Source organism: Terrabacter terrigena (assembly GCF_042676085.1).
Lineage (GTDB): Bacteria > Actinomycetota > Actinomycetes > Actinomycetales > Dermatophilaceae > Terrabacter > Terrabacter terrigena.
The window spans coordinates 55,307-75,298 of record NZ_JBHTKH010000016.1; the positions used below are offsets into that span (position 1 = coordinate 55,307).

Genomic DNA, 19,992 nt, shown 5'->3' on the forward strand with positions numbered 1-19,992 from the left:
CCTTCGACGGGGTGGTGCGTTACTCGGCCGTCACGACGTCCACGTCGGCGGCGCGCACGAAGGCGAACCGGTGACCGAGGGAGACCTGGTAGTAGCGGTCCTGCCCGACGACGTCGACGTGGTCGTTCGGGGTCTGCGTCGAGAAGGTCGTCGCGCGGTAGTAGTTCGTCGGGACCGTGAGGTCACCGACGGCGTACCGCTGCCCGGCGGTGAACGCGTACTGCAGCGGCGCGAGCGCCTGCACCGGGATGCCGGCAGGGTAGGCCGACGCCTCGGGGTAGGCCCGCCCGTAGACCGGCACCTTCGCCAGGCCGGCCTTCGGCACGACGTACTGGCCACCGACCGCGATGGCCGTCGGGTCGCTCGCCGGGTTGTGGAACCAGCCCTTGACCCCGTTGAACCAGATGGCGGTCCAGTCGCCCTGGCGCTCGGCGACGGCGAAGGTCAGACCGGCCTGGGCGCGGGCGCCGATGTCGGAGACGGACGTCGTCGAGGGGGCGCCGTTCGGCTTGCGTCCGATGTCGCCCACGAGCGGTGCGGTCTCGGACGGAGCCGCGTGCAGGTAGACGAAGTTCGTGCCCTGCGGCTCGCACGGCTGGCCCGCCGTCGTGCACGACGTGAGGGTCTGCACGTTGTGGTCGAAGCCGGGCAGGATGCGGACGAGGTCCTGGGCGCCGTCGACGCCGTGGCTCTGCAGCGGCGCACCGAGCAGCTGGAAGTAGTGCTCCCAGTTCCAGTAGGGGCCCGGGTCCCAGTGCATGCCTGCCACGTTGGCGGGGGTCACGCCCGGGATCTGGTCGTGGCCGAAGATGTGCTGCATGTCGAGCGGGATGTCGTACTTCGTGGCGAGGTAGCGCACGAGCCGAGCCGACGAGCGGTACATCGGCTCGCTGAACCACTGGGCGCCGGTGGCGGCGAATCCCTCGTGCTCGAGGCCGATGGAGTGGCTGTTGACGTACCAGTTGCCCGCGTGCCAGCCGACGTCCTTGGGCTCGAGGTGCTGGGCGATGCGACCGTCGCTCGAGCGCAGCGAGTAGTTCCAGGCGAGGTAGTCCGGGTCGGTGACGAGCTTGAGGGTGGTGTCGTAGCTCGCCTCGGTGTTGTGGATGACGATATTCGTGATCTTCGGCGAGGCGGGCCGTGACGCGAGGTCGTGGTTGCCGTAGTCGCCTGCGCCCGGTCCGGTCCTGGCGTACGGCGCCGGCACCCAGTCGCACTCGAGCCCGGGCGGGCAGTCGGTCTGCGAGCTGATCGCCTTCTTCGTCAGGCCGAGCCGGCCGATCTGGCCCTTCTCGGGGGACGTGGTTGAGGGTGCGAGCGACACGTCCTTGCCGTCGACCGTGCGGCGCGAGGCACCGGAGGCGATGACGGAGTAGGTGTCGTCGGCGAACGCCGCGGCGACGTCCTCCTGCGCCGAGCCGGACGCGTCGGCCACGGCGGCGTACCAGGCACCGGAGTCGGTGCCGGCGCCGGTGGGCAGCCCGAGCCGCTGCTGGGTGGCGGCGAGCAGCGCAGCGCCACCGCGGATGTTGGCGAGCTCGTCGGTGCGCAGGGCGTCCTCGCCGAGTCCGGTGAGGCCGGCCGCCCGGCCGAGCGTGTCGGCGACGGGGGTCGGCGCCTCGGCGGCCGGGGCGTCGCCGAGGCCCTTGCCCTCGGCCGCGGAGCCGAGGTCGGCGTCGACGAGGTGCATGGGCCCGTAGCCGCCGGACGAGCTGTGCCCGGGGTTGAAGTCCCAGCGCGTCTGCGCGTACGACACGGCCTCGAGCACGGTGCGGGGCACGCCGAACTCGGCCGCTGCGGCCTCGAAGGCGCGCTCACGGCTGCCGGCGTCGGTGCCGACCGTCGCGGCCGGGTCGGCTGCCTGTGCTGCCGGGCTCGCCATCGCCATGCCGGCGGCCACGGCGGCGACCGCCCCGAGCGAGGCGAGCGACCGGCGGACGCGGCGGGGTGCCGGTGATCGATGTGGAGTGGAGTTGGGTATCACTCGTTGGTCCCTTTCGTATGCCTGGTGACCGCGGGAAGCGCGTGACACGTCGACATGGGTCCATCGACGTGCCGCCGCCACTGCGGATGGGGGTGTCGACGGCAGCGCCGACCGACACCTCTGGCACCGAGCATTACCGCGCATCCCGAGGCCCGCCACTTGAAACATTCACCCAAGCGTTGCCAGAAATCGTCCGTGTCTTCGGTGCACGGTCGCGGCAAACGGCGCACCATGGTGGCCATGGGGCGTACAGGCCTGTACGTGGGGATGGCCATTGCCGCACTCCTGACCGGGGGGTGCGGTGTCGTCGTGTCCGACTCCGACTCCTCACCCGGGGGGTCGGCGCCCACCTCGACGGCGACGTCGTCGACGCCGCCCAAGCCACGCTTCGGTGCTGCAGGTCCCGGTTCGGCCACGTCCGACAGCCCCGTCTTCCCGCTCGTGCTCCGGCGCACCGGCGGCATCGCCGGCTTCGACGACCGCATCGTCCTGGACGCCAACGGGCGCCTGCACGTCGAGACCCGGTCGGTGCACGGCCGCATCTGCACCCTGGCCGGACCCGTGCAGCGGCAGCTGGTGACGCTGCTCGCCACCCTGCGCCTCGGCCTCCCGCCGACCGAGGTGCCGAGCGACGACTTCACGCCGCTCGACCCCAACGTCGCGCCCGAGAGCGACCCGATCGCGATCTCGGTCACCGACGACCACGAGCGCGCGATCGACCTCAGCGACCCGTCGCTCGGCGAGATCGCCGGCCTGGTCGGCAACCTCGTCTCCGACGTGACGCTCTCGGCCCCCGCCGCGACGCACTGCACGACCCCCACGCCGCCCGTCGTCGCGCCCGCCCCCTGAGTCGGTCGAGCTCCTCCCCGCGCGGCATACGCCAGAGGTCGGTGTGCCACCGGGCGGACCCGGCGGCACACCGACCTCAGTGGTGTGTCAGGCGACCGTCGCTCAGAAGTTCGTCGAGACGTCGTCGATGACGAAGCTCGTCTGGAGCGAGGAGTCCTCGTTCGCGGCGAACTTCAGCGTGACGTTCGTGCCCTTGTAGGCGGTGAGGTCGACCGTCTTGGCGACGTAGGACGCCTTCGGGGTCGACAGGTTCGAGAAGCTGGCCTTCGTGACGCCGTTGATCTGGACCGTGGCGGTGTCGTACGCCGTCGTGGTCGACGTCTCGGCCGTGTCGATGCGGATGTAGTACGTCAGCGTCGGGGCCGTGGCCGTCGACGCGACCGCGAAGGTCTGCGACTCGTTCTCGGCGGCCGTGGTGCCGTTGCCACCGAGCCAGAGCTTCCACGAACCCGTGCGGGCCGGGCGACCCGTGTCGTTCGTGATCGGGCCGGCGCTACCGGTCCAGCCGGTCTGGCCGGACTCGAAGCCACCGTTGGTCAGCGAACCGCCGGTGGGCGGCGGGGTCGTGCCCCCGCAGGTCTCGGTGCTGGCCGGGGCGGCGATGGCGCCCATCGCCTTGTCGACCGCCGTGCACTCGGCCGAGCCGGCGCCGTAGAGGTCCTTGGCCGCCTTGATGACGCCCGTGCGGGCCGCGGCGTAGTTGCTCGTCGACGTGAGGTAGGTCGACAGCGTGCGGTACCAGATCTTCTCAACCTTGAGGTGGCCGATGCCGGTCACCGTCGAGGCGTCACACGTGGGGCTGTTGTAGCTGACGCCGTTGATGGTCTTGGCGCCGGAGCCCTCGGAGGCCAGGTAGTACCAGTGGTTCAGCGGGCCCGACGAGTAGTGCGGGTCGAGGCCGCCGAGGGTGCTGCTCCAGCAGTCTTTGGAGCCGCCGTCCTTGCTCGGCTTGTCCATGTAGCGCAGCGGCGTGCCGTTGCCGTTGATGTTGATCTCTTCGCCGATGAGGTAGTCGGGGACGTCGTTCGGGTTGTTGGTGTACCACTCGACACCGGTGCCGAAGATGTCGGAGGTCGCCTCGTTGAGGCCGCCAGCGTCGCCGGTGTAGGCGAGCCCGGCGGTGTTCTCGGTGACGCCGTGGCTCATCTCGTGGCCGGCGACGTCGAGCTCGACGAGCGGGGCCGCGTTGTTGGCGCCGTCGCCGTAGGTCATCTGGGTGCCGTCCCAGAAGGCGTTGGCGTAGTTCTGGCCGTAGTGGACGCGGCTGCGGGCGCCGGTGCCGTTGTTCCAGATGCCGGCGCGGCCGAGCTGGGTGTTGTAGTAGTCGTACGTCTTGCCTGCGCCGTAGTGCGCGTCGACGGCGGCCGACTGGCGGTTGCTCTGCAGGCCGTTGCCCCACACGTCGTCGGCGTCGGTGAACGTCGTGCCCGTGCCGGTCGTGGCCTGGTTGAGGTCGGTCGTGTAGTTCCCGTGGGTGTCCTTCATCGTGTACGTCGTGCCGGCGGTGGTGCCGAGCGTGACGGAGCCGACGAAGATGCCGTTGCCCGTGCCGTGCTTGATGTCGTCCCAGCTCGTCAGGGTCTTGCCCGTGCTGGCGTCGACGATCGTGTGCAGGCGGGTCGGGGTCTGGTCTGCCTTGATGCCCTCGGTGATGACCTCGTAGGCCAGCTTGGGGCCGGCGGCCGACTGGAAGACGACGAGCTCACCGGGAGAGGCGGTCTCCTTGTTCGCCTTCGACGCCGCGAGACCGGCCTGGTGGGCCTGGCTCCTGGAGACGGTCGGCGTCATCGTCGACGGGGTGACGTTCTTGCGGACGTTCCACGTGACGCTCTTGACGGCACCCGAGGAGTCCTTGTGGCTGACGAAGTCGCCACCGATCACGCGCAGCCCGTCGAGCGTGCGCTCGTAGCGGACGTGGGTAGCACCGTCAGCGTCCGCGATGACGGACTTGACGGTGAGCTTCTCGCCGGAGGCGAGGCCGAGGGCGCTCGCGGACGATGCTGCTCGGGACTGCTCGGTCGCCTTCAGGCTCTGCGACTCTGGGGCGGGCGCCTTGTCGCGTCCCGCACTGGCCGCTGCGCCCGCCGGGATCGCCGGCGAGATGGCGAGAGCGAGGGCGAGCAGCCCTCCGGTCGCCAGCCCGGACTTCAGTCGATTCACTGTTACTCCTTGTCAGGATGCGGCTCGATGGCCGCCTGGAGGGAGTCCCGCCCATCTCACGGACCGAGATTCCGGCGAGAACGAGCGCGACGTTGGCAGCAGCCGAGAATCGCGGTCAACGGGGCTTGCCAAGTCTTTGCCAAATGCCCGCCAACTCCGGCAAAGCGCTTGGCGGCAGTGGGATTCGCCGCAGAGCGCCGCTTGGGCGACCTCCCAGAGTCCGGTGGGGTGAGGTACTGGCTGGACTGCGAGGAGACGTCCGACGGGGTGGACGGACGAGACGTCGAGCGTCAGTCGAGGGGGCGCTGGGCCCGCTCCCGGGCGCGCTCCAGGTCGGCCGGGGTGTCGACGTCCGTGGCCACGCCGTCGGGGTCGTCGACGGGCACCGTGCGTATGCCGTCGCACAGCTCGCGCATGCTGCGGCCGTACGCGTCGCCGACGTCACCGAGCTCGGCGAGCCGGGCCGTGAGGGTCTCGGTGCGCCAGGCCGCGCAGAGCCAGTTGGTGCGACCGTCGGTGTCGACGGTGACGGCCAGGTCGGCGGAGGTCAGCGCCTCGAGGAGGCGCGAGACGTGTGCGGGCGTGACGAAGGGCAGGTCGGCGGCGAGGACGACGACGGCGTCGGGGTGGGTCACCCGGGTCACGTTCGCGCGAACGGCCGCGACGGCATACGCGATGGCTGAGACCGGGCCGCCGCCGGGGACGCGTTCCATGACGACGGGCACTCCGTCGGGGACGCCCTGCCCGGGGCCCACGACGAGCGCAGCGTGCGGGACGGCGGCGTCGAGCACGCGGGCCACCAAGGGGCGGCCGGCGACGTCGAGCGTCGGCTTGTGCGAGCCCATCCGTCGCGAGGCCCCGCCGGTCAGCACGACGACGACGGGGTCGGTGGCAGCGGGGCGCGTCACCCCTCGGAGTCTGGCACGGGATCTAGGCTGGGCCCATGGGACGGGTCACGGTGCGGCGCAAGGTCACGACGATCGACCTCGCCAGGCCGTCGACCAGCACGCGGCCCGACACGCTGACCGTCGAGGAGCCGCTCGAGCTGCGCGTCAACGGCACGCCACTGACGGTCACGATGCGCACGCCCGGCCACGACATCGAGCTCGTGCACGGTTTCCTGATGGCCGAGGGGCTGATCCGCTCGGCCGACGACATCGCGCTCGCCCGCTACTGCGAGGGGGCCGTGGTCTCGGGCGAGAGCGGCTTCGACGAGAACACCTACAACGTCATCGACGTGACGCTCGCCCCCGGTGTCGCCGCGCCCTCCGCCTCGGCCACGCGCGCCTTCTTCACGAACTCCTCGTGCGGGGTGTGCGGCAAGGCGAGCATCGAGCAGCTGCGGGCGCAGTCGGCGTTCGACGTGCGGTCCGACACGGCCGAGATCGCGGCCAAGGTGGTCGCCGACCTGCCCGACGCGCTGCGCGCCGAGCAGCGGTCGTTCGACAAGACGGGCGGGCTCCACGCGGCCGGGCTCTTCACGGCCGACGGCCAGCTGCTCGTCGCGCGAGAGGACGTCGGGCGCCACAACGCCGTCGACAAGGTCGTCGGCTGGGCGTTGCAGAACGGCCGCGTGCCCGGCTCCGGGTGCGTGCTCGTGGTCTCGGGGCGCGTCTCGTTCGAGCTGGTGCAGAAGGCGATCATGGCCGGCATCCCCGCTCTGGCCGCGGTCTCGGCGCCGTCGTCACTTGCCGTCGAGTGCGCCGAAGACGCCGGCATGACGCTGCTCGGCTTCGTGCGCGGCGCCCGCCTCAACGTGTATGCCGGCGGGCACCGTATCACGACCACCTGACCTCAGGCGGGCGGCCCCGGGGCCGCCTCGTCCCGCCACCCACCCGACGTCTCGAGCGACTGGAGAACCGACTGTGCCGATCTTCGCGGTCCACTACACGTATCCCGACGACACCACCGAGATGCTGAAGATCCGGCCCGAGCACCGCGAGTGGCTGACCGGCCTGCCCGGGCTGCTCGTCGCCGGCATGTACCAGCCGGGCACCGACGAGGTCAGTGAGGGCGAGCCGACCGACCAGGAGCCGGCCAACGGCGCGCTGATCGTGTGCTCGGCGGAGTCGATCGAGGAGCTCACGGCGACGTTCGACCAGGATCCGTACTGGGTCGGCGGACACGTGCTGCGCCGGGTCGTGCGCACCTGGGACCCACCGCTCGGGCCGTGGGTGGCCGACCCGACGAACTCGCCAGGCTGACCTGGGCCGGCAGGCTCGCACAGCTCCCTCGAACGCGCCCTCGCGCTCGCCCTCGCCGCCTGAGGTCGGCCGGTAGTTTGGCGCGCAGGATCGAGTCGCGGGAGGCAGGATGACAACGGTCATCGGGGCGAGCGAGTTCTACGCGGTCGCGTCCGCCGACGAGTGGCGGCTGACGTTCGAAGGGGCGCTGGCGCACTACCCGTGCCCCGACGCCCGGGCCAGGCTCGAGTTCGCCGCTCGCGTGGTGGAGCTGTCGCCGGAGGGCTACGGGCCGGACCTCGAGCTCAGGGCGGCCGGCGTGACCGTGCGCCTTGCCTCCTCGTGGGACGCCGGCGGGCTGCCCGAGGCGGCTGCCGCTCTCGCCGCCTCCGTCTCCGAGGTCGCCGGGCGGCTCGGCCTCACCGCCGACGTCTCGCACCTGCAGTCGATCCAGATCGCGATCGACGGCGGGATGGGCTCGGTCCCGTTCTGGCAGGCCGTGACGGGCTACGACCAGGTCGCCGACGCCGACATCATCGACCCGTTGGGCCGTGGACCCGGCGTCTGGAACCAGGCGGTCAACGACGGCCGCGACGCGCCCGCGCGGATCCACGTCGACCTCAGCACGTCGGCGGCCGAGGTCGCCAGGCGCATCGAGGCGGCGGTCCGGGCCGGTGGCCGCGTCGTCGACGACTCGCACGCCCCGCACTGGTTCACCCTGGCCGACCCGTCCGGCAACCTCGTCGACCTGGCGGCGTGGCCCGACCTGCCGTAGCGGCGGCCGACTCACCCCCGATGCTCGGATGGTGGCGGGAGGCGGCCCTGCAGGCGCACGATGACGTGATGGAGACCTGGGACGCCCTGAGGGCGCGGCGCAACGTCCGGCAGTTCACCGACCAGCCGGTGCCAGAGCACGATCTCGACCGGATCCTCGAGGCCGGGCGACGCGCCCCGTCTGCGAGCAACTGGCAGCCGTGGGACTTCGTGCTCGTCACCGACCGGGCGCAGCTCGTCGAGCTGGCGAAGGTCTGGCAGGGCGCGAGACACGTCGCCGGCGCGGCCGCCGCGATCGCCATCGTCGCGCCCCAGCCGGAGGACGACCGACAGGCAGCGCTCGTGCAGTACGACCTCGGGCAGGCCACCTACGCGATGACCGTCGCCGCGGCGGACCTCGGCGTGGGCACCGGCCACGCGGCGGCGGCCGACCAGGAGCAGGCCAGGGCCGTGCTCGGCTTCCCGGAGGGCAAGTTCCTGGCGTACGTCCTCTCCGTCGGCTACCCGGCGGACAAGCCGCTGGCCGTCATCCAGCGGCTCGACCGACGACCCTTCGACGAGGTCGTGCACCGCGGCACGTGGTGACCGGCTCATCCACCCCCCGGCGCCGAAGCCTCAGAGGCGGGTGACCCGGCCGGCCTCGACGTGCCACCGCTCGTCGAGCCGGACGTTCTCGAGCAGCCGCCGGTCGTGCGAGACGAGCAGCAGCGCGCCGTCATAGGACTCGAGTGCCTCCTCGAGCTGCTCGATGGCCGGCAGGTCGAGGTGGTTGGTCGGCTCGTCGAGCACGAGCAGGTTGACGCCGCGGGCCTGCAGCAACGCCATCGCGGCCCGCGTGCGCTCGCCCGGTGACAGGCGGCCGACCGCGCTGGTCACCTGGTCGGCCCTGAGCCCGAACTTGGCGAGCAGCGTACGGCGGTCGGCGGGCGCGAGGTCGGGGACGGCCTCACCGAAGGCGTCGCCGAGGGGCAGGTCCTCGCGCAGACCCGTGCGGGCCTGGTCGATCTCGCCGATGGCCACCGAGGCCCCGAGCGAGGCACTGCCGGCGTCGGGTCCGAGGCGCCCGAGCAGGAGCGAGAGCAGGGTCGTCTTGCCGGCCCCGTTGGGCCCGGTGATGCCGATGCGGCGACGCGCCTCGACCTGCAGGGACGCCGGGCCGAAGGTCCAGTCGCCCCGGTGCACCGTCGCCTCGTTCAGGGTCGACACGACCGTGCTCGACCGCGGCGCGGCCGCGATGCTGAACTGGAGCACCCACTCCTTGCGCGGCTCGGCGACCTCGTCGAGCCGGGCGATCCGCGACTCCATCTGACGCACCTTCCGCGCCTGCTTCTCGGCCGAGTCGATGCTGGCCGCGCGTCGGTTCTTGTCGTTGTCGGGGCTCTTCTTCATCGCGTTGCGCACGCCCTTGGACGACCACTCCCGCTGCGTGCGGGCGCGCGCCTCGAGGTCGGCCTTCGTGCCGGCATACGCCTCGTACGCCTCGCGCGCGTGCCGGCGCGCGACCTCCCGCTCGTCGAGGTAGGACTCGTAGCCGCCGTCGTGGACCGACACGGAGTTCTGGGCGAGGTCGAGCTCGACGATGCGGGTGACGCAGCGGGCGAGGAACTCGCGGTCGTGCGAGACGAGCACGACGCCGCCGCGCTGGCCGTCGACGAAGGCCTCGAGGCGCTCGAGGCCGGCGAGGTCGAGGTCGTTGGTCGGCTCGTCGAGCAGCACGAGGTCGAAGCGGCTCAGCAGCAGGGCGGCGAGTGCCGCGCGTGCGGCCTGGCCGCCGCTGAGCGAGGTCATGAGGGCGTCGGGGCCGACGTCGAGTCCCAGCTCGGCGAGCATCGGGGGGATGCGCTCGTCGAGGTCGGGCGCCCCGCTCGCGAGCCAGTGGTCGAGGGCGACGGCGTACGCGTCGTCGGCCTTCGGGTCGTCGCCGCCGAGGCCGTGGGCGGCGGCCTCCATCGCCTCGGTCGCGGCGGTCGCTCCGGTGCGCCGGGCGATGTGCGCGGCCACCGTCTCGCCGGGCACGCGCTCGTGCTCCTGGGGCAGCCAGCCGACGAACGCGTCCGAGGGCGCCGTGGTCACCGAGCCTGCCAGCGGCTGGTCCTCCCCCGAGAGCAGGCGCAGCAGGGTCGACTTGCCGGCACCGTTGGCTCCGACGACGCCGACGACGTCACCCGGCGCGACGGTGAGGTCGAGGTGCTCGAAGAGGGTCCGGTGGGCATGGCCCCCGGCGAGGTCCTTGGCCACCAGGGTCGCGCTCACGCCCGACAGCCTAGAGGCGGTTGGAGGGTGGTCCGGTCACAGGTGGTGGACGACGACGTCGTCGCCGCTGATGAGCTGGTCGACCGACTCGGGCACCTCGATGAGGCAGTTCGCGGCGGCGAGCGCCGTGAGGTGCCGGGCATCGGGGGCTCTGACGGTGCCGTCCGGGGCGAGCACGCTCGTGACGAACTGGACGCGGCCGGTGCGGGTGCGTCGGGTCCTTCCCGTGTAGGCCGCCCGGCCGGCCCGTCGCGCGGGCGCACCGTGCCGCCGGTCGAGCGCCGGGCGCATGAGCACGTGGAAGGCCACGAACGCGCCGACGGGGGTGCCGGGCAGGCAGACCATGGGGGTCGAGCCGTAGCGGCCGAGTCCCTGGGGTCCGCCGGGCTGCATCGCGAGGTGCACGAACGCGAAGCCGGGCAGCGGCGAACAGACCTGCCGCACGACCTCGTAGGCGCCGGCGCTGACCCCTCCGGTGGTGACGACCAGGTCGACCCCGGGGTCCGCGTCCAGCGCGTCGAGCAGCGCGCGCAGCTCGTCGGGCTCGTCGGAGCAGACCTCGACCCGAACCACGGCGCAGCCCGCCCCCTCGGCGAGGGCCGCGACCATGTCGGAGTTCGACTCGTGGATGCCGCCGGCCCCCGGGTCGCTCTCGGCGCGCACGAGCTCGGCGCCGGTCGCGACGACGGCGACGCGGGTGCGCGCCCGCACGTCGACCGCCGTGCAGCCGGCCGAACGGCCCAGGGCGATGAGTGCCGGCGTGACCTCGGATCCCGTTGCGGCAAGGACCGACCCGGCGAACACGTCCTCGCCGCGAAGCCGGACGTGCTGCCCGTCGGCGGGTGCCGCGTCGATGGTGACCGTGCCCGGTGCTGGACCGGTGGGAGCCGCGTCCGTGCGCTCGACAGGGACGACCGCGACGGTGCCCACCGGCACCCGGGCGCCGGTCATCACCCGTGCCGCCTGGCCCTCGGCCAGCTCGAAACCGGGCGCCGACCCCGCCGGCACGTCGCCGACCACCTCGTAGGTGCGCTGGTCCGGACCGGCCGGCCGGACGGCATACCCGTCCATGGCGGACGAGTCGAAGCGCGGCAGGTCGTCGACGGCGACGAGCTGCGCCGCCAGCCGGCGCCCGGCTGCGTGCCGGTCGAGCGCGACCGTCTCGACGACGCCGTCGCCGAGGAGCCGCTCGACGGCGGCACGGTGCTCGGCGACCGGTACGTGACCCACGCGCGCCAGTCTGGCGCATGGCGTCCCGGTACGTTGAGCCGCATGGCGACGGTCGACGGCTTCCGGCTGGACGGGGTGCCGCCGGGCGTGGCCACCGCCGCGACCGGCGAGTGGGACGACGCGGCATGCGCGCACCGTCGCGATGAGCTGAGACTGCGCTGTAGGTCTCGGGGCCGCGCCCTCGGACGGCACCACCTCGCGGCTAGGGTCTGCGAATGCTCGCCTCCCCGATCCGCCGCCACATCGGCCAGGTCTTCGTCCCCGTCAGCGACCTGGCCCGCTCGGCGCAGTGGTATGCCGCCGTGCTGGGTTTCGAGCCCGCGGCCACCTCCCACGACGACACGATCCTCGACATCCCGGTGCAGGACGGGCCGAGGCTGGCCCTCGACGCCAACCGTCCCGACTTCACCGCCGACGGGCCGCCGCGGTTCTTCTGGTGGACCGACGACCTCGCCGCGACGATCGAGCACCTCCGGCGCCTCGACGTGCGCATCACCTCGGACATCGAGGACATCGGCAGCGTCTTCTTCGTCCAGTTCGAGGACCCAGACGGCAACCCGCTCATGGTCTGCCAGCGCGCCGCCTGACCACATCGGCGATGGGTCAGGGCCGCTCAGCGCCCGGTCAGCACTCGATGACGTTGACGGCGAGGCCGCCGCGCGCCGTCTCCTTGTACTTCACCTTCATGTCGCGGCCGGTCTCGCGCATCGTCTTGATCACCTTGTCGAGGCTGACGACGTGCGACCCGTCGCCGCGCAGGGCGGTGCGGGCGGCGGTGATGGCCTTGACCGACGCGATGGCGTTGCGCTCGATGCACGGGATCTGGACCAGGCCCCCGACGGGGTCGCAGGTGAGTCCGAGGTTGTGCTCCATGCCGATCTCGGCGGCGTTCTCGACCTGCTCGGGCGTGCCGCCCATGACGGCGGCCATGGCCCCCGCCGCCATCGAGCAGGCCGAGCCGACCTCACCCTGGCACCCGACCTCGGCGCCCGAGATGGAAGCCGTCTCCTTGTAGATGACGCCGATCGCGCCGGCGGTCAGCAGGAAGCGCACGATGCCGTCGCGGTCGGCGCCGTTGACGAAGTTCGCGTAGTAGTGCAGCACGGCCGGGATGATGCCGGCGGCGCCGTTGGTCGGTGCGGTCACGACGCGCCCACCGGAGGCGTTCTCCTCGTTGACCGCGAGCGCGTAGAGGGTGATCCAGTCCATCCCGCGCAGGGGGTCGTCGCTTGCACCCTCGAGGCGCAGTCGCCGGGCGAGCTCGGGCGCCCGACGACGCACCTTCAGGCCACCGGGCAGGACGCCCTCGGTGTCGATGCCGTTGCGCACGCATTCCTTCATGACGCGCCAGATGTCGAGCAGCCCGTCGCGCACCTCCTGCTCGGTGCGCCAGGACAGCTCGTTCTCGAGCATGATCCGCGAGATCGACTTGCCCGTCTCCTTGCAGTGGGCGAGCAGCTCGTCACCCGTGCGGAACGGGTGGGCGACCGGCGTGGAGTCCTCGACGATCTTCGTCTCGCCGTCGGCGTCGCCGCCGACCACGAACCCGCCGCCGACGGAGTAGTAGGTGCGCTCGGCGAGGGTTTCCCCCGACGCGTCGAGGGCGGTGAACGTCATGCCGTTGGGGTGCACCGGCAGCGTCTTGCGGCGGTGCAGCACGAGGTCCTCGTCCTCGACGAAGTCGATCTCGTGCTCGCCCAGCAGCGAGAGCCGGCGAGTCGAGCGGATCTCGGCGAGCCGGTCCTCGACGGCCCGGGGGTCGCAGAGCTCGGGCCGCTCACCGGTGAGGCCGAGCAGGACCGCCTTGTCGCTGCCGTGTCCGTGGCCGGTCGCTCCCAGCGAGCCGAAGAGCTGGGAGTGCACTCGCGAGACCCGCTCGAGGACGCCCTCCTCGCGCAGTCGCTCGGCGAACATCGCGGCTGCCCGCATCGGCCCGACGGTGTGCGAGCTCGACGGCCCGATGCCGATCGAGAAGAGGTCGAAAACGCTGAGCGCCATGGTGTCCTGACTTCGTGTCGTCGTTGACGGCTGCCGCCCTGGGTGTGGTCGACCCGTCGAGCGTACGTCCAGCGTCCAGGAGCACGCACGCAGCCCTGCAGGGCGCCGGCGAACGACGGCCGCGCCACCACGGCTCGACGGCCACGGGGTGGCCGCCCCACGGGTGCAGCCTAGAGTCGAGCAATGCCGCAACCACGCTGGGTCGACGCCGCCACGGTACGCCGATCGCTGTCGCCGGACCGCGCCCGTCGTCTCGTGCGCCAGGCCCTTGCCGACGGTCTCGACCCCTCGGCGGACCCGCTGCGCCAGGCGGTGCCGGCGGGCGACGGGCAGCTGCTCGTGATGCCGTCGGCCAACCGCCGGGCCGCCGGGGTCAAGGTGCTCTCCGTCGCGCCCGGCAACCCCGCTCGTGACCTCGAGCGCATCCAGGCCGTCTACGTGCTGATGGACACCGAGACGCTGACCCCGTCGGTGCTCATCGACGGGTCCGCGGTCACGTCGCTGCGCACGCCGGCCGTCTCTGCCGTGGCGATGGAGGCGCTCGCACCCGCCGTGGTGGACGCAGCCGTCGTCTTCGGCACCGGCCCGCAGGCGGTGGGTCACGTGGAGGCGCTGCTGGCCATCCGGCACACTCCCTCGGTGACGGTCGTGGGGCGCCGCGGCGAGGCTGCACGCGCCACGGCACAACGGGTCTCGAGCCTCACCGGCCACGGGCGGCTGGACGTCAGGGCCCTGACCGTCGACGACGACGCGGTCGAGGACGCCGTGCGAGCGGCGCAGGTGGTGGTCACCGCGACGTCCGCTGCAACCCCCGTGCTCGGCGACGACTGGGTGGCCGACGGCGCCTGCGTGGTGGCCATCGGCTCCCACGAGGCGCACCGCCGCGAGCTCGGCTCGGGTCTGCTCGGGCGCTCCCTCGTCGTCGTCGAGGACCTCGCCACGGCCCACCGCGAGGCCGGGGACGTCATCCTCGCCGCAGCCCAGGGCGCGATGGACTGGGACGACGTCCACACGCTCCAGGACCTCGTGCTGGGCAGGGTCGAGCGCGCGAGCGACCGGCCGAACGTCTTCAAGAGTGTGGGCATGGCCTGGCAGGACCTCGTCATCGCCGAGCACGTGGCCAGGCACTGAGCAGGCCCTTCACGCGCTGGCGACGACCTCGTCGATCGGCGATGGACCGTCATTGAAGGCGATGATGCGTCGTGCGGTCGTCTCGGGGTGGGCCACGACCGAGCGGATGACGTGCGCGACGTTGCCGCGCGAGACCTGACCGGGGGAGATCCCTTTCCCGGCAGAGATGTGTCCCGTCGCCGCGTCCAGGGTCAGGGAGCTCGGACGCAGGATGGTCCAGGCGAGGTCGGTGCCCTGAAGGTGGTCGTCCGCCGCCGTCTTCGCATCGGCGTACGGGTAGAACGGGTTGTCTGGCGGCACACCGTGATCCGGGCCTGCGCCGAAGTACGAGACCATGACGTAGCGGTCGACACCGGCAGCGGCTGTCGCGTCCATGGAACGGATCGCGGCGTCGCGGTCGACGGCGTACGTACGCGTGGGGTTGCCGCCACCAGCGCCGGCGGACCACACGACGACGTCGCGGCCACGGATGACGTCGGTCAGCTGTTCTGTGGTCGCCGACTCGACGTCGAGCACCGCGGCGGTTGCGCCGGTGGCCTCCACGTCGGCGACGTGGTCGGGGTTGCGCAGGACCGACCTGACGTCGTGGCCCTCGGCGACGAGGAGCGGGGCGGCGAGCAGCGCGACCTTGCCGTGCCCTCCGATGATGAGAACTCGTGCCATGACCCCACCATCGCAGAGCCTCGCCCAGAAGGCCCGGTCCCGTCGCGAAGGTGCGTGACGGAGTGCTCTCTCGATTGACGGTTCGTCAGTCGCGGCTCCGGCGGCCGATGAGCCAGCCGAGCAGGGCGCCGCCGGCGGCGGCCGCGGCGTAGCCGGCATACCTCTGGACGAGCACCGGCATGACGGCCGACCCGAGGTCGAGGGGGGCGTCCTCCTCGACCTCCGAGGTCACCCGCCGGTGCGGCGCCGTGTCGGCGGCGAGCGCGTCGGAGCCGGTCTCGACGAATTCCGTTGCGGGAGAGTCGTCGGCGGCCGGCTCGCCCGAGCCCGCAGCCTCCTGCGCACCGGTCTCACCGAGCTGCTTCTCGATGCACGCGACGAAGGCCTGGAGCAGCTTGTCGGAGACGTCCTGCATGACGCCCCGGCCGAACTGCGCCGGCTTGCCGGTGACGGCGAGGTCGGTGGTCACGTCGGCCCGCGTGCCGTCGCCGTCCGGCGCCAGTTGGATCGAGACGGTCGCCCCGGCCGTGCCGTTGCCACGCTTGTCCTTGCCCTTTGCGTCGATGACGGCACGGTGGGTCGCGTCGTCACGCTCGACGAACGAGCCCGAGCCGGAGTAGACGAGCGCGATCGGGCCGAGCTTGACCTTGACCGTGCCGGAGAAACCGTCGTCGGTCACCCCCGTCACGGTCGCCCCCGGGAAGCAGCCGCCGACGCGCTCGAGGTCCATGAAGAGGGCCCACGCGTCGTCGACCGACGTCGGCACGGTGAAGGAGTGTGTCAGCTCCATCCGGCGATCACGCTCCTGCCGCGGCGAGGACCGCGCGCCGCGTCAGCACCGTGGCGAGGTGCTTGCGGTAGTCGGCGTCGCCGTTGAGGTCGGAGGGCGGGTTGGTTCCCTCGGCGACGGACGCGACCGCCGCACGGACCGCCTCGTCGGTGGCCGCCTTGCCGACGAGCGCCTCCTCGACGGCCTTGGCGCGCAAGGGGGTCGAGCCCATGTTGGTCAGGCCTACCCGCGCCTCGGCGATCGAGCCGCCTTCGCTGCGCACCGTGGCCGCGACGCCGACGATCGACCACTGGTGGCTGACACGGACGAACTTCTCGTAGTGCGCGCCCCACCCGGTGTGCTTCGGGATGCGGATCTGGGTGAGCAGCTCGCCCTCGCCCACCGCGGTGGTGAAGAGGTCCTCGAAGAAGTCGTCGGCCGCGACGGTGCGCGTGGACCCGCCCGATCCGGCGATGACGAGCTCGGCACCGAGTGCGAGCGCCGGTGCCCCGACGTCGCCCGCCGGGTCGGCGTGCACGAGCGCACCGCCCACCGTGCCGCGGTGCCGAATCTGCGGGTCGGCCACGGTGGCGATGGCCTTGTTCAGCAGGGCCGCGTGCGTCGAGACGGCCTCGGAGGCCAGCACGGCGGCATACGTGGTCATGGCGCCGATGACGACGTGGTCGCCGTCCTCGCTGATGCCCTGGAGCTCCTCGATGCGCCCGAGGTCGATGACGACGCTCGGTGCGTTGAGGCGCATCCGGAGGATCGGCAGGAGCGACTGGCCGCCGGCGAGCACCTTGGCCTCGTCGCCGTGCTCGACGAGCGCAGCCAGAGCGTCGGCGACGGAGGTCGGTGCGAGGTAGTCGAACGGTGCGGGGATCACTGGTCGCTCCCTTCGCTCGCGGAACCCGGACTCGCGGAACCGGGACTCGCGGCGCCGGGGTCCTGGTTGGGCGCACCCTCGTCGAAGTGCGGCTGCGCGTCACGCTCGCCCTCGGTGTTGACCGCGGAACCGGCCTGGATCGCCTTCCACACCCGCTCGGGCGTGCACGGCATGACGATGTCGTTGACGCCGAGGTGACGCACCGCGTCGACGATGGCGTTGACGACGGCCGGCGTCGAGGCGATCGTGCCCGCCTCGCCGACCCCCTTGGTGCCCAAGGTCGTGTAGGTCGACGGCGAGGTCGTGTGGTCGGTGACGAAGCTGATCGTGTCGGCAGCGGTGGGCAGCGTGTAGTCGACGAAGGAGCCCGTGACGAGCGTGCCCTGGTCGTCGTACTCGGCGCCCTCCCACAGGGCCTGGGCGATGCCCTGGACGAGCCCGCCGTGCACCTGGCCCTCGACGATGAGCGGGTTGATGATCGTGCCAATGTCGTCGACGCAGACGTACTTGCGCATCGTCGTGGCACCGGTCTCGGTGTCGACCTCCATCGCGCACAGGTGGGTGCCGTGCGGGAACGAGAAGTTGTCGGGGTCGAACGTCGCGTCGGCGTCGATGCTCGGCTCGACGCCGTCGGGCAGGTTGTGACCCGTCCACGTCGCGAGCGCGACCTCGGCGATCGTCACGCCCTTGTCGGTGCCCTTGACGCCGAAGGTGCCGGCCTTGAACTCGACGTCGTCGACGCTCGCCTCGAGCAGGTGGGCCGCGATGGGCTTCGCCTTCTCGATGACCTTGTCGGCGGCGCGGACGACGGCCTCGGCGCCCACGACGAGCGAGCGCGACCCGTAGGAGTCCATGCCCTTGGGCGCGATCTGGGTGTCGCCGTGCAGCACCTCGACGTTGTCGAACGGCACGCCGAGACGGTCGGCGACGATCTGGCTCCACGCCGTCTCGTGGCCCTGGCCGTGCGGCGAGGTGCCCGTGACGACCTCCACCGTGCCCGTGGCGAGCATGCGGATGCTCGCGGACTCCCAGCCGCCGGCGCCGTAGCTGAGCGCGCCGAGGATGCGGGACGGCGCGAGGCCGCACATCTCGGTGAACGTCGAGATGCCGAGGCCCAGCTGCACCGGGTCGTCCGACTCACGCCGCCGCTTCTGCTCTGCCCGCAGCTCGTCGTAGCCGAAGAGCTCCTTGGCCTTCGCGGTCGCGGCCTCGTAGTTGCCGGAGTCGTACGTCATGCCCGTAACCGTCGTGAACGGGAACTCCTCGTGCTTGATCCAGTTCTTCTCGCGGATCTCGAGCGGGTCGACGCCGACCTCGACGGCGAGCTCGTCCATGAGCCGCTCGATGGCGTACGTCGCCTCGGGGCGGCCGGCCCCGCGGTACGCGTCCACCCACGTCTTGTTCGTGTAGTAGTTCGTCGTGTTGAACTGGTAGGCCCCGAACTTGTAGATCGAGTTGAACATCCACGCGCCGAGCACCGGCACGCCGCCGCCGACGATGGCCGCGTAGGCGCCGAGGTCGGCCATCAGCTCGACCTTGAGCCCAGTGACGGTGCCGTCCTTCTCGGCGGCCAACGTCAGCTTCTGCCACTGGTCGCGGCCGTGGTGACCGCTCACCATGGTCTCGGACCGGGTCTCGGTGAACTTGCAGGGCTTGCCCAGCTTGCGCGCGACGGCGAGCGTGGCGAACTCCTCGGGCGTGGTCTGCAGCTTGCCCCCGAAGCCACCGCCGACGTCGGGCGCGATGACGCGGATCTTCGACTCGGGCAGTCCGGTCGTCGCGGCGATGCAGAACCGAAGGACGTGCGGGATCTGCGTGGCCGACCACATCGTCACCTGCTCACCCGTGGGGTCGACGACGGTCGAGCGCGGCTCCATGAAGGCGGGGATGAGGCGCTGCTGGCGGTACTCGCGCTCGATGACGATGCCGCCGTCGCGGGCCTTCGAGATGGCCTCCTCGATGTCGCCGCCGGAGCCCTGCCCGGCCGAGTCGAGCTGCCAGAAGGCGCTCTTGTTCGTGCCGAGGTCGGGGTGGGCGAGCACCTCGTCGGTGGCCGCGGCCTTGAGGTCGAGCACCGCAGGCAGCTCGTCGTAGTCGACGTCGACGAGCTCTGCGGCGTCGCGGGCCTCGGCCGCGCTGCGGGCCGCGACGACGGCGACGATCTCACCGGCGTGGGCGACGTGCGAGACGGCGACGGGCAGGTGGTCGGGTGTCTTCTGGTCGGGGCTGACCGGCCAGGCCGTGATGTTGACGCCCTGGATGTCCTTGAGGTCCTCGCCCGTGAAGACGGCGATGACGCCGGTGGCGCCCTTCGCCTCGTCGGTGCTGATCGAGCTGATCGTCGCGTGGGCGAAGGGGCTGCGCACCATCGCGAGGTGCAGCATGCCGGGCAGCTGGATGTTGTCGGTCCAGCGCGTGCGACCCGTGATGAGGCGCTGGTCCTCCTTGCGCGTGCGTGCCTTGCCGATCTCACCGGCGGGCGCGTCGGCGGCGGCGGCCGGCCGGTCCTCGGTGACGGTCATGAGCTCACCGCCTGCGAGGTGAGGTCCTTGGCCGCCTGCTGGACCGCCTTGACGATGTTGTGGTAGCCGGTGCAGCGGCAGAGGTTGCCCTCGAGCCCCTCACGGATCTCCTGCTCGCTCGGGTCGGCGTTCTCCTTGAGGAGGTCGCAGGCCTGCATGATCATGCCCGGAGTGCAGTAGCCGCACTGCAGGGCGTGGGTCTCGTGGAAGGCCCGTTGAACCGGATGGAGCTCGCCATCCGTGGCGAGCCCCTCGATCGTCGTCACCTCGTGACCGTCCGCCTGGACGGCGAGGACGTTGCACGACTTCACGCTAGTCCCGTCGAGGTGCACGGTGCAGGCACCGCAGTTGCTCGTGTCGCACCCCACGACGGTCCCGGTCTTGCCGAGGCTCTCGCGGAGGTACTGGACCAGAAGGGTCCTGGGCTCGACCTCGTCGGAGTAGCTGACTCCGTCGACGGTCACATTGATACGGGTCATTGCTGTTTGTCCTCCTGCCGCACTGCAGTTGACTTCCCCACGGTGAGTCTTGCTCGGCTTCCCCTGCTGCACAAGGGCACCGGGCGAACGCGTCCGGTGGACACGTCAGGC

At 71.7% G+C, this 19,992-nt stretch carries 18 protein-coding genes; 7 read left to right on the forward strand and 11 right to left on the reverse strand.

The window, feature by feature from the left end; translation table 11 throughout:
• Nucleotides 1–19 precede the first annotated feature (19 nt).
• Nucleotides 20–1,900, reverse strand: coding sequence for an N-acetylmuramoyl-L-alanine amidase (locus tag ACFQ2V_RS18080; RefSeq protein ID WP_386054275.1), 1,881 nt, complete (start codon nucleotides 1,898–1,900; stop codon nucleotides 20–22).
• Between the two features lie 324 nt (nucleotides 1,901–2,224).
• Here ACFQ2V_RS18080 and ACFQ2V_RS18085 point away from each other — a divergent pair, with 324 nt between their 5' ends.
• Complete coding sequence (locus ACFQ2V_RS18085; RefSeq protein ID WP_386054276.1) at nucleotides 2,225–2,833, forward strand: hypothetical protein; 609 nt, start codon at nucleotides 2,225–2,227, stop codon at nucleotides 2,831–2,833.
• 102 nt (nucleotides 2,834–2,935) lie between these two features.
• On the opposite strand, the gene ACFQ2V_RS18090 is transcribed toward ACFQ2V_RS18085, so the two are convergent.
• Nucleotides 2,936–4,993 carry a M4 family metallopeptidase gene (locus ACFQ2V_RS18090; protein WP_386054277.1) on the reverse strand — a complete coding sequence of 686 codons (2,058 nt, stop codon included), beginning with the start codon at nucleotides 4,991–4,993 and terminating at the stop codon, nucleotides 2,936–2,938.
• 290 nt (nucleotides 4,994–5,283) lie between these two features.
• Entirely contained in the window at nucleotides 5,284–5,901 is a 618-nt protein-coding gene (mobA, locus tag ACFQ2V_RS18095) for a molybdenum cofactor guanylyltransferase (RefSeq protein WP_386054278.1), read from the reverse strand.
• Between the two features lie 35 nt (nucleotides 5,902–5,936).
• Here mobA and fdhD point away from each other — a divergent pair, with 35 nt between their 5' ends.
• The 4 genes from fdhD to ACFQ2V_RS18115 all read left to right on the forward strand — a co-directional run bounded on the left by fdhD (nucleotide 5,937) and on the right by ACFQ2V_RS18115 (nucleotide 8,535).
• Nucleotides 5,937–6,785, forward strand: a complete 849-nt coding sequence (gene fdhD / locus ACFQ2V_RS18100) for a formate dehydrogenase accessory sulfurtransferase FdhD (protein ID WP_386054280.1) — start codon at nucleotides 5,937–5,939, stop codon at nucleotides 6,783–6,785.
• A gap of 73 nt (nucleotides 6,786–6,858) precedes the next feature.
• Nucleotides 6,859–7,197 (forward strand): YciI family protein, encoded by a 339-nt coding sequence (locus ACFQ2V_RS18105; RefSeq protein WP_386054282.1) that lies wholly within the window; start codon nucleotides 6,859–6,861, stop codon nucleotides 7,195–7,197.
• A gap of 109 nt (nucleotides 7,198–7,306) precedes the next feature.
• Nucleotides 7,307–7,951 (forward strand): VOC family protein, encoded by a 645-nt coding sequence (locus ACFQ2V_RS18110; protein WP_386054283.1) that lies wholly within the window; start codon nucleotides 7,307–7,309, stop codon nucleotides 7,949–7,951.
• A gap of 68 nt (nucleotides 7,952–8,019) precedes the next feature.
• A complete protein-coding gene (locus ACFQ2V_RS18115) occupies nucleotides 8,020–8,535 on the forward strand; it encodes a nitroreductase family protein (protein ID WP_386054284.1) in 516 nt (171 codons plus the stop codon).
• A 30-nt stretch (nucleotides 8,536–8,565) separates the two neighbouring features.
• Here the strand turns inward: ACFQ2V_RS18115 and ACFQ2V_RS18120 are convergent, their stop codons facing one another.
• A complete protein-coding gene (locus ACFQ2V_RS18120; protein WP_386054285.1) occupies nucleotides 8,566–10,203 on the reverse strand; it encodes an ABC-F family ATP-binding cassette domain-containing protein in 1,638 nt (545 codons plus the stop codon).
• Between the two features lie 36 nt (nucleotides 10,204–10,239).
• Complete coding sequence (locus tag ACFQ2V_RS18125; RefSeq protein ID WP_386054286.1) at nucleotides 10,240–11,433, reverse strand: molybdopterin molybdotransferase MoeA; 1,194 nt, start codon at nucleotides 11,431–11,433, stop codon at nucleotides 10,240–10,242.
• 215 nt (nucleotides 11,434–11,648) lie between these two features.
• Between ACFQ2V_RS18125 and ACFQ2V_RS18130 the strand changes: the two genes are divergently transcribed.
• Nucleotides 11,649–12,020 (forward strand): VOC family protein, encoded by a 372-nt coding sequence (locus tag ACFQ2V_RS18130; protein WP_386054287.1) that lies wholly within the window; start codon nucleotides 11,649–11,651, stop codon nucleotides 12,018–12,020.
• Nucleotides 12,021–12,057: 37 nt separating this feature from the next.
• Here ACFQ2V_RS18130 and ACFQ2V_RS18135 read toward each other — a convergent pair whose 3' ends face one another.
• Nucleotides 12,058–13,431, reverse strand: coding sequence for an L-serine ammonia-lyase (locus ACFQ2V_RS18135; RefSeq protein WP_386054288.1), 1,374 nt, complete (start codon nucleotides 13,429–13,431; stop codon nucleotides 12,058–12,060).
• 183 nt (nucleotides 13,432–13,614) lie between these two features.
• Here ACFQ2V_RS18135 and ACFQ2V_RS18140 point away from each other — a divergent pair, with 183 nt between their 5' ends.
• Nucleotides 13,615–14,562, forward strand: coding sequence for an ornithine cyclodeaminase family protein (locus ACFQ2V_RS18140; RefSeq protein WP_386054289.1), 948 nt, complete (start codon nucleotides 13,615–13,617; stop codon nucleotides 14,560–14,562).
• A gap of 9 nt (nucleotides 14,563–14,571) precedes the next feature.
• On the opposite strand, the gene ACFQ2V_RS18145 is transcribed toward ACFQ2V_RS18140, so the two are convergent.
• The 5 genes from ACFQ2V_RS18145 to ACFQ2V_RS18165 all read right to left on the reverse strand — a co-directional run bounded on the left by ACFQ2V_RS18145 (nucleotide 14,572) and on the right by ACFQ2V_RS18165 (nucleotide 19,881).
• The gene (locus tag ACFQ2V_RS18145) at nucleotides 14,572–15,225 is read right to left on the reverse strand and encodes an NAD(P)H-binding protein (protein WP_386054290.1); all 654 of its coding nucleotides are present in this window, start codon (nucleotides 15,223–15,225) and stop codon (nucleotides 14,572–14,574) included.
• Nucleotides 15,226–15,310: 85 nt separating this feature from the next.
• Complete coding sequence (locus ACFQ2V_RS18150) at nucleotides 15,311–16,015, reverse strand: SRPBCC family protein (RefSeq protein ID WP_386054291.1); 705 nt, start codon at nucleotides 16,013–16,015, stop codon at nucleotides 15,311–15,313.
• Nucleotides 16,016–16,022: 7 nt separating this feature from the next.
• Nucleotides 16,023–16,880, reverse strand: a complete 858-nt coding sequence (locus tag ACFQ2V_RS18155) for an FAD binding domain-containing protein (RefSeq protein ID WP_386054292.1) — start codon at nucleotides 16,878–16,880, stop codon at nucleotides 16,023–16,025.
• Nucleotides 16,877–19,402: a xanthine dehydrogenase family protein molybdopterin-binding subunit gene (locus tag ACFQ2V_RS18160; RefSeq protein ID WP_386054293.1), complete on the reverse strand. Its 2,526-nt coding sequence runs from the start codon at nucleotides 19,400–19,402 to the stop codon at nucleotides 16,877–16,879. The genes ACFQ2V_RS18155 and ACFQ2V_RS18160 overlap by 4 nt, the downstream gene beginning before the upstream one ends.
• A complete protein-coding gene (locus tag ACFQ2V_RS18165) occupies nucleotides 19,399–19,881 on the reverse strand; it encodes a (2Fe-2S)-binding protein (protein ID WP_386054294.1) in 483 nt (160 codons plus the stop codon). Before ACFQ2V_RS18165 ends, ACFQ2V_RS18160 begins: the two co-directional genes overlap by 4 nt.
• Nucleotides 19,882–19,992 lie beyond the last annotated feature (111 nt).

Bases quoted from the DNA above. Each gene is read 5' to 3' on its own strand.
- ACFQ2V_RS18085 (WP_386054276.1), top strand. From the start codon at position 2,225: ATGGGGCGTACAGGCCTGTACGTGGGGATGGCCATTGCCGCACTCCTG.
- fdhD (WP_386054280.1), top strand. From the start codon at position 5,937: ATGGGACGGGTCACGGTGCGGCGCAAGGTCACGACGATCGACCTCGCC.
- ACFQ2V_RS18110 (WP_386054283.1), top strand. From the start codon at position 7,307: ATGACAACGGTCATCGGGGCGAGCGAGTTCTACGCGGTCGCGTCCGCC.
- ACFQ2V_RS18115 (WP_386054284.1), top strand. From the start codon at position 8,020: ATGGAGACCTGGGACGCCCTGAGGGCGCGGCGCAACGTCCGGCAGTTC.
- ACFQ2V_RS18130 (WP_386054287.1), top strand. From the start codon at position 11,649: ATGCTCGCCTCCCCGATCCGCCGCCACATCGGCCAGGTCTTCGTCCCC.
- ACFQ2V_RS18135 (WP_386054288.1), bottom strand. From the start codon at position 13,431: ATGGCGCTCAGCGTTTTCGACCTCTTCTCGATCGGCATCGGGCCGTCG.
- ACFQ2V_RS18140 (WP_386054289.1), top strand. From the start codon at position 13,615: ATGCCGCAACCACGCTGGGTCGACGCCGCCACGGTACGCCGATCGCTG.
- ACFQ2V_RS18145 (WP_386054290.1), bottom strand. From the start codon at position 15,225: ATGGCACGAGTTCTCATCATCGGAGGGCACGGCAAGGTCGCGCTGCTC.
- ACFQ2V_RS18150 (WP_386054291.1), bottom strand. From the start codon at position 16,015: ATGGAGCTGACACACTCCTTCACCGTGCCGACGTCGGTCGACGACGCG.
- ACFQ2V_RS18160 (WP_386054293.1), bottom strand. From the start codon at position 19,402: ATGACCGTCACCGAGGACCGGCCGGCCGCCGCCGCCGACGCGCCCGCC.
- ACFQ2V_RS18165 (WP_386054294.1), bottom strand. From the start codon at position 19,881: ATGACCCGTATCAATGTGACCGTCGACGGAGTCAGCTACTCCGACGAG.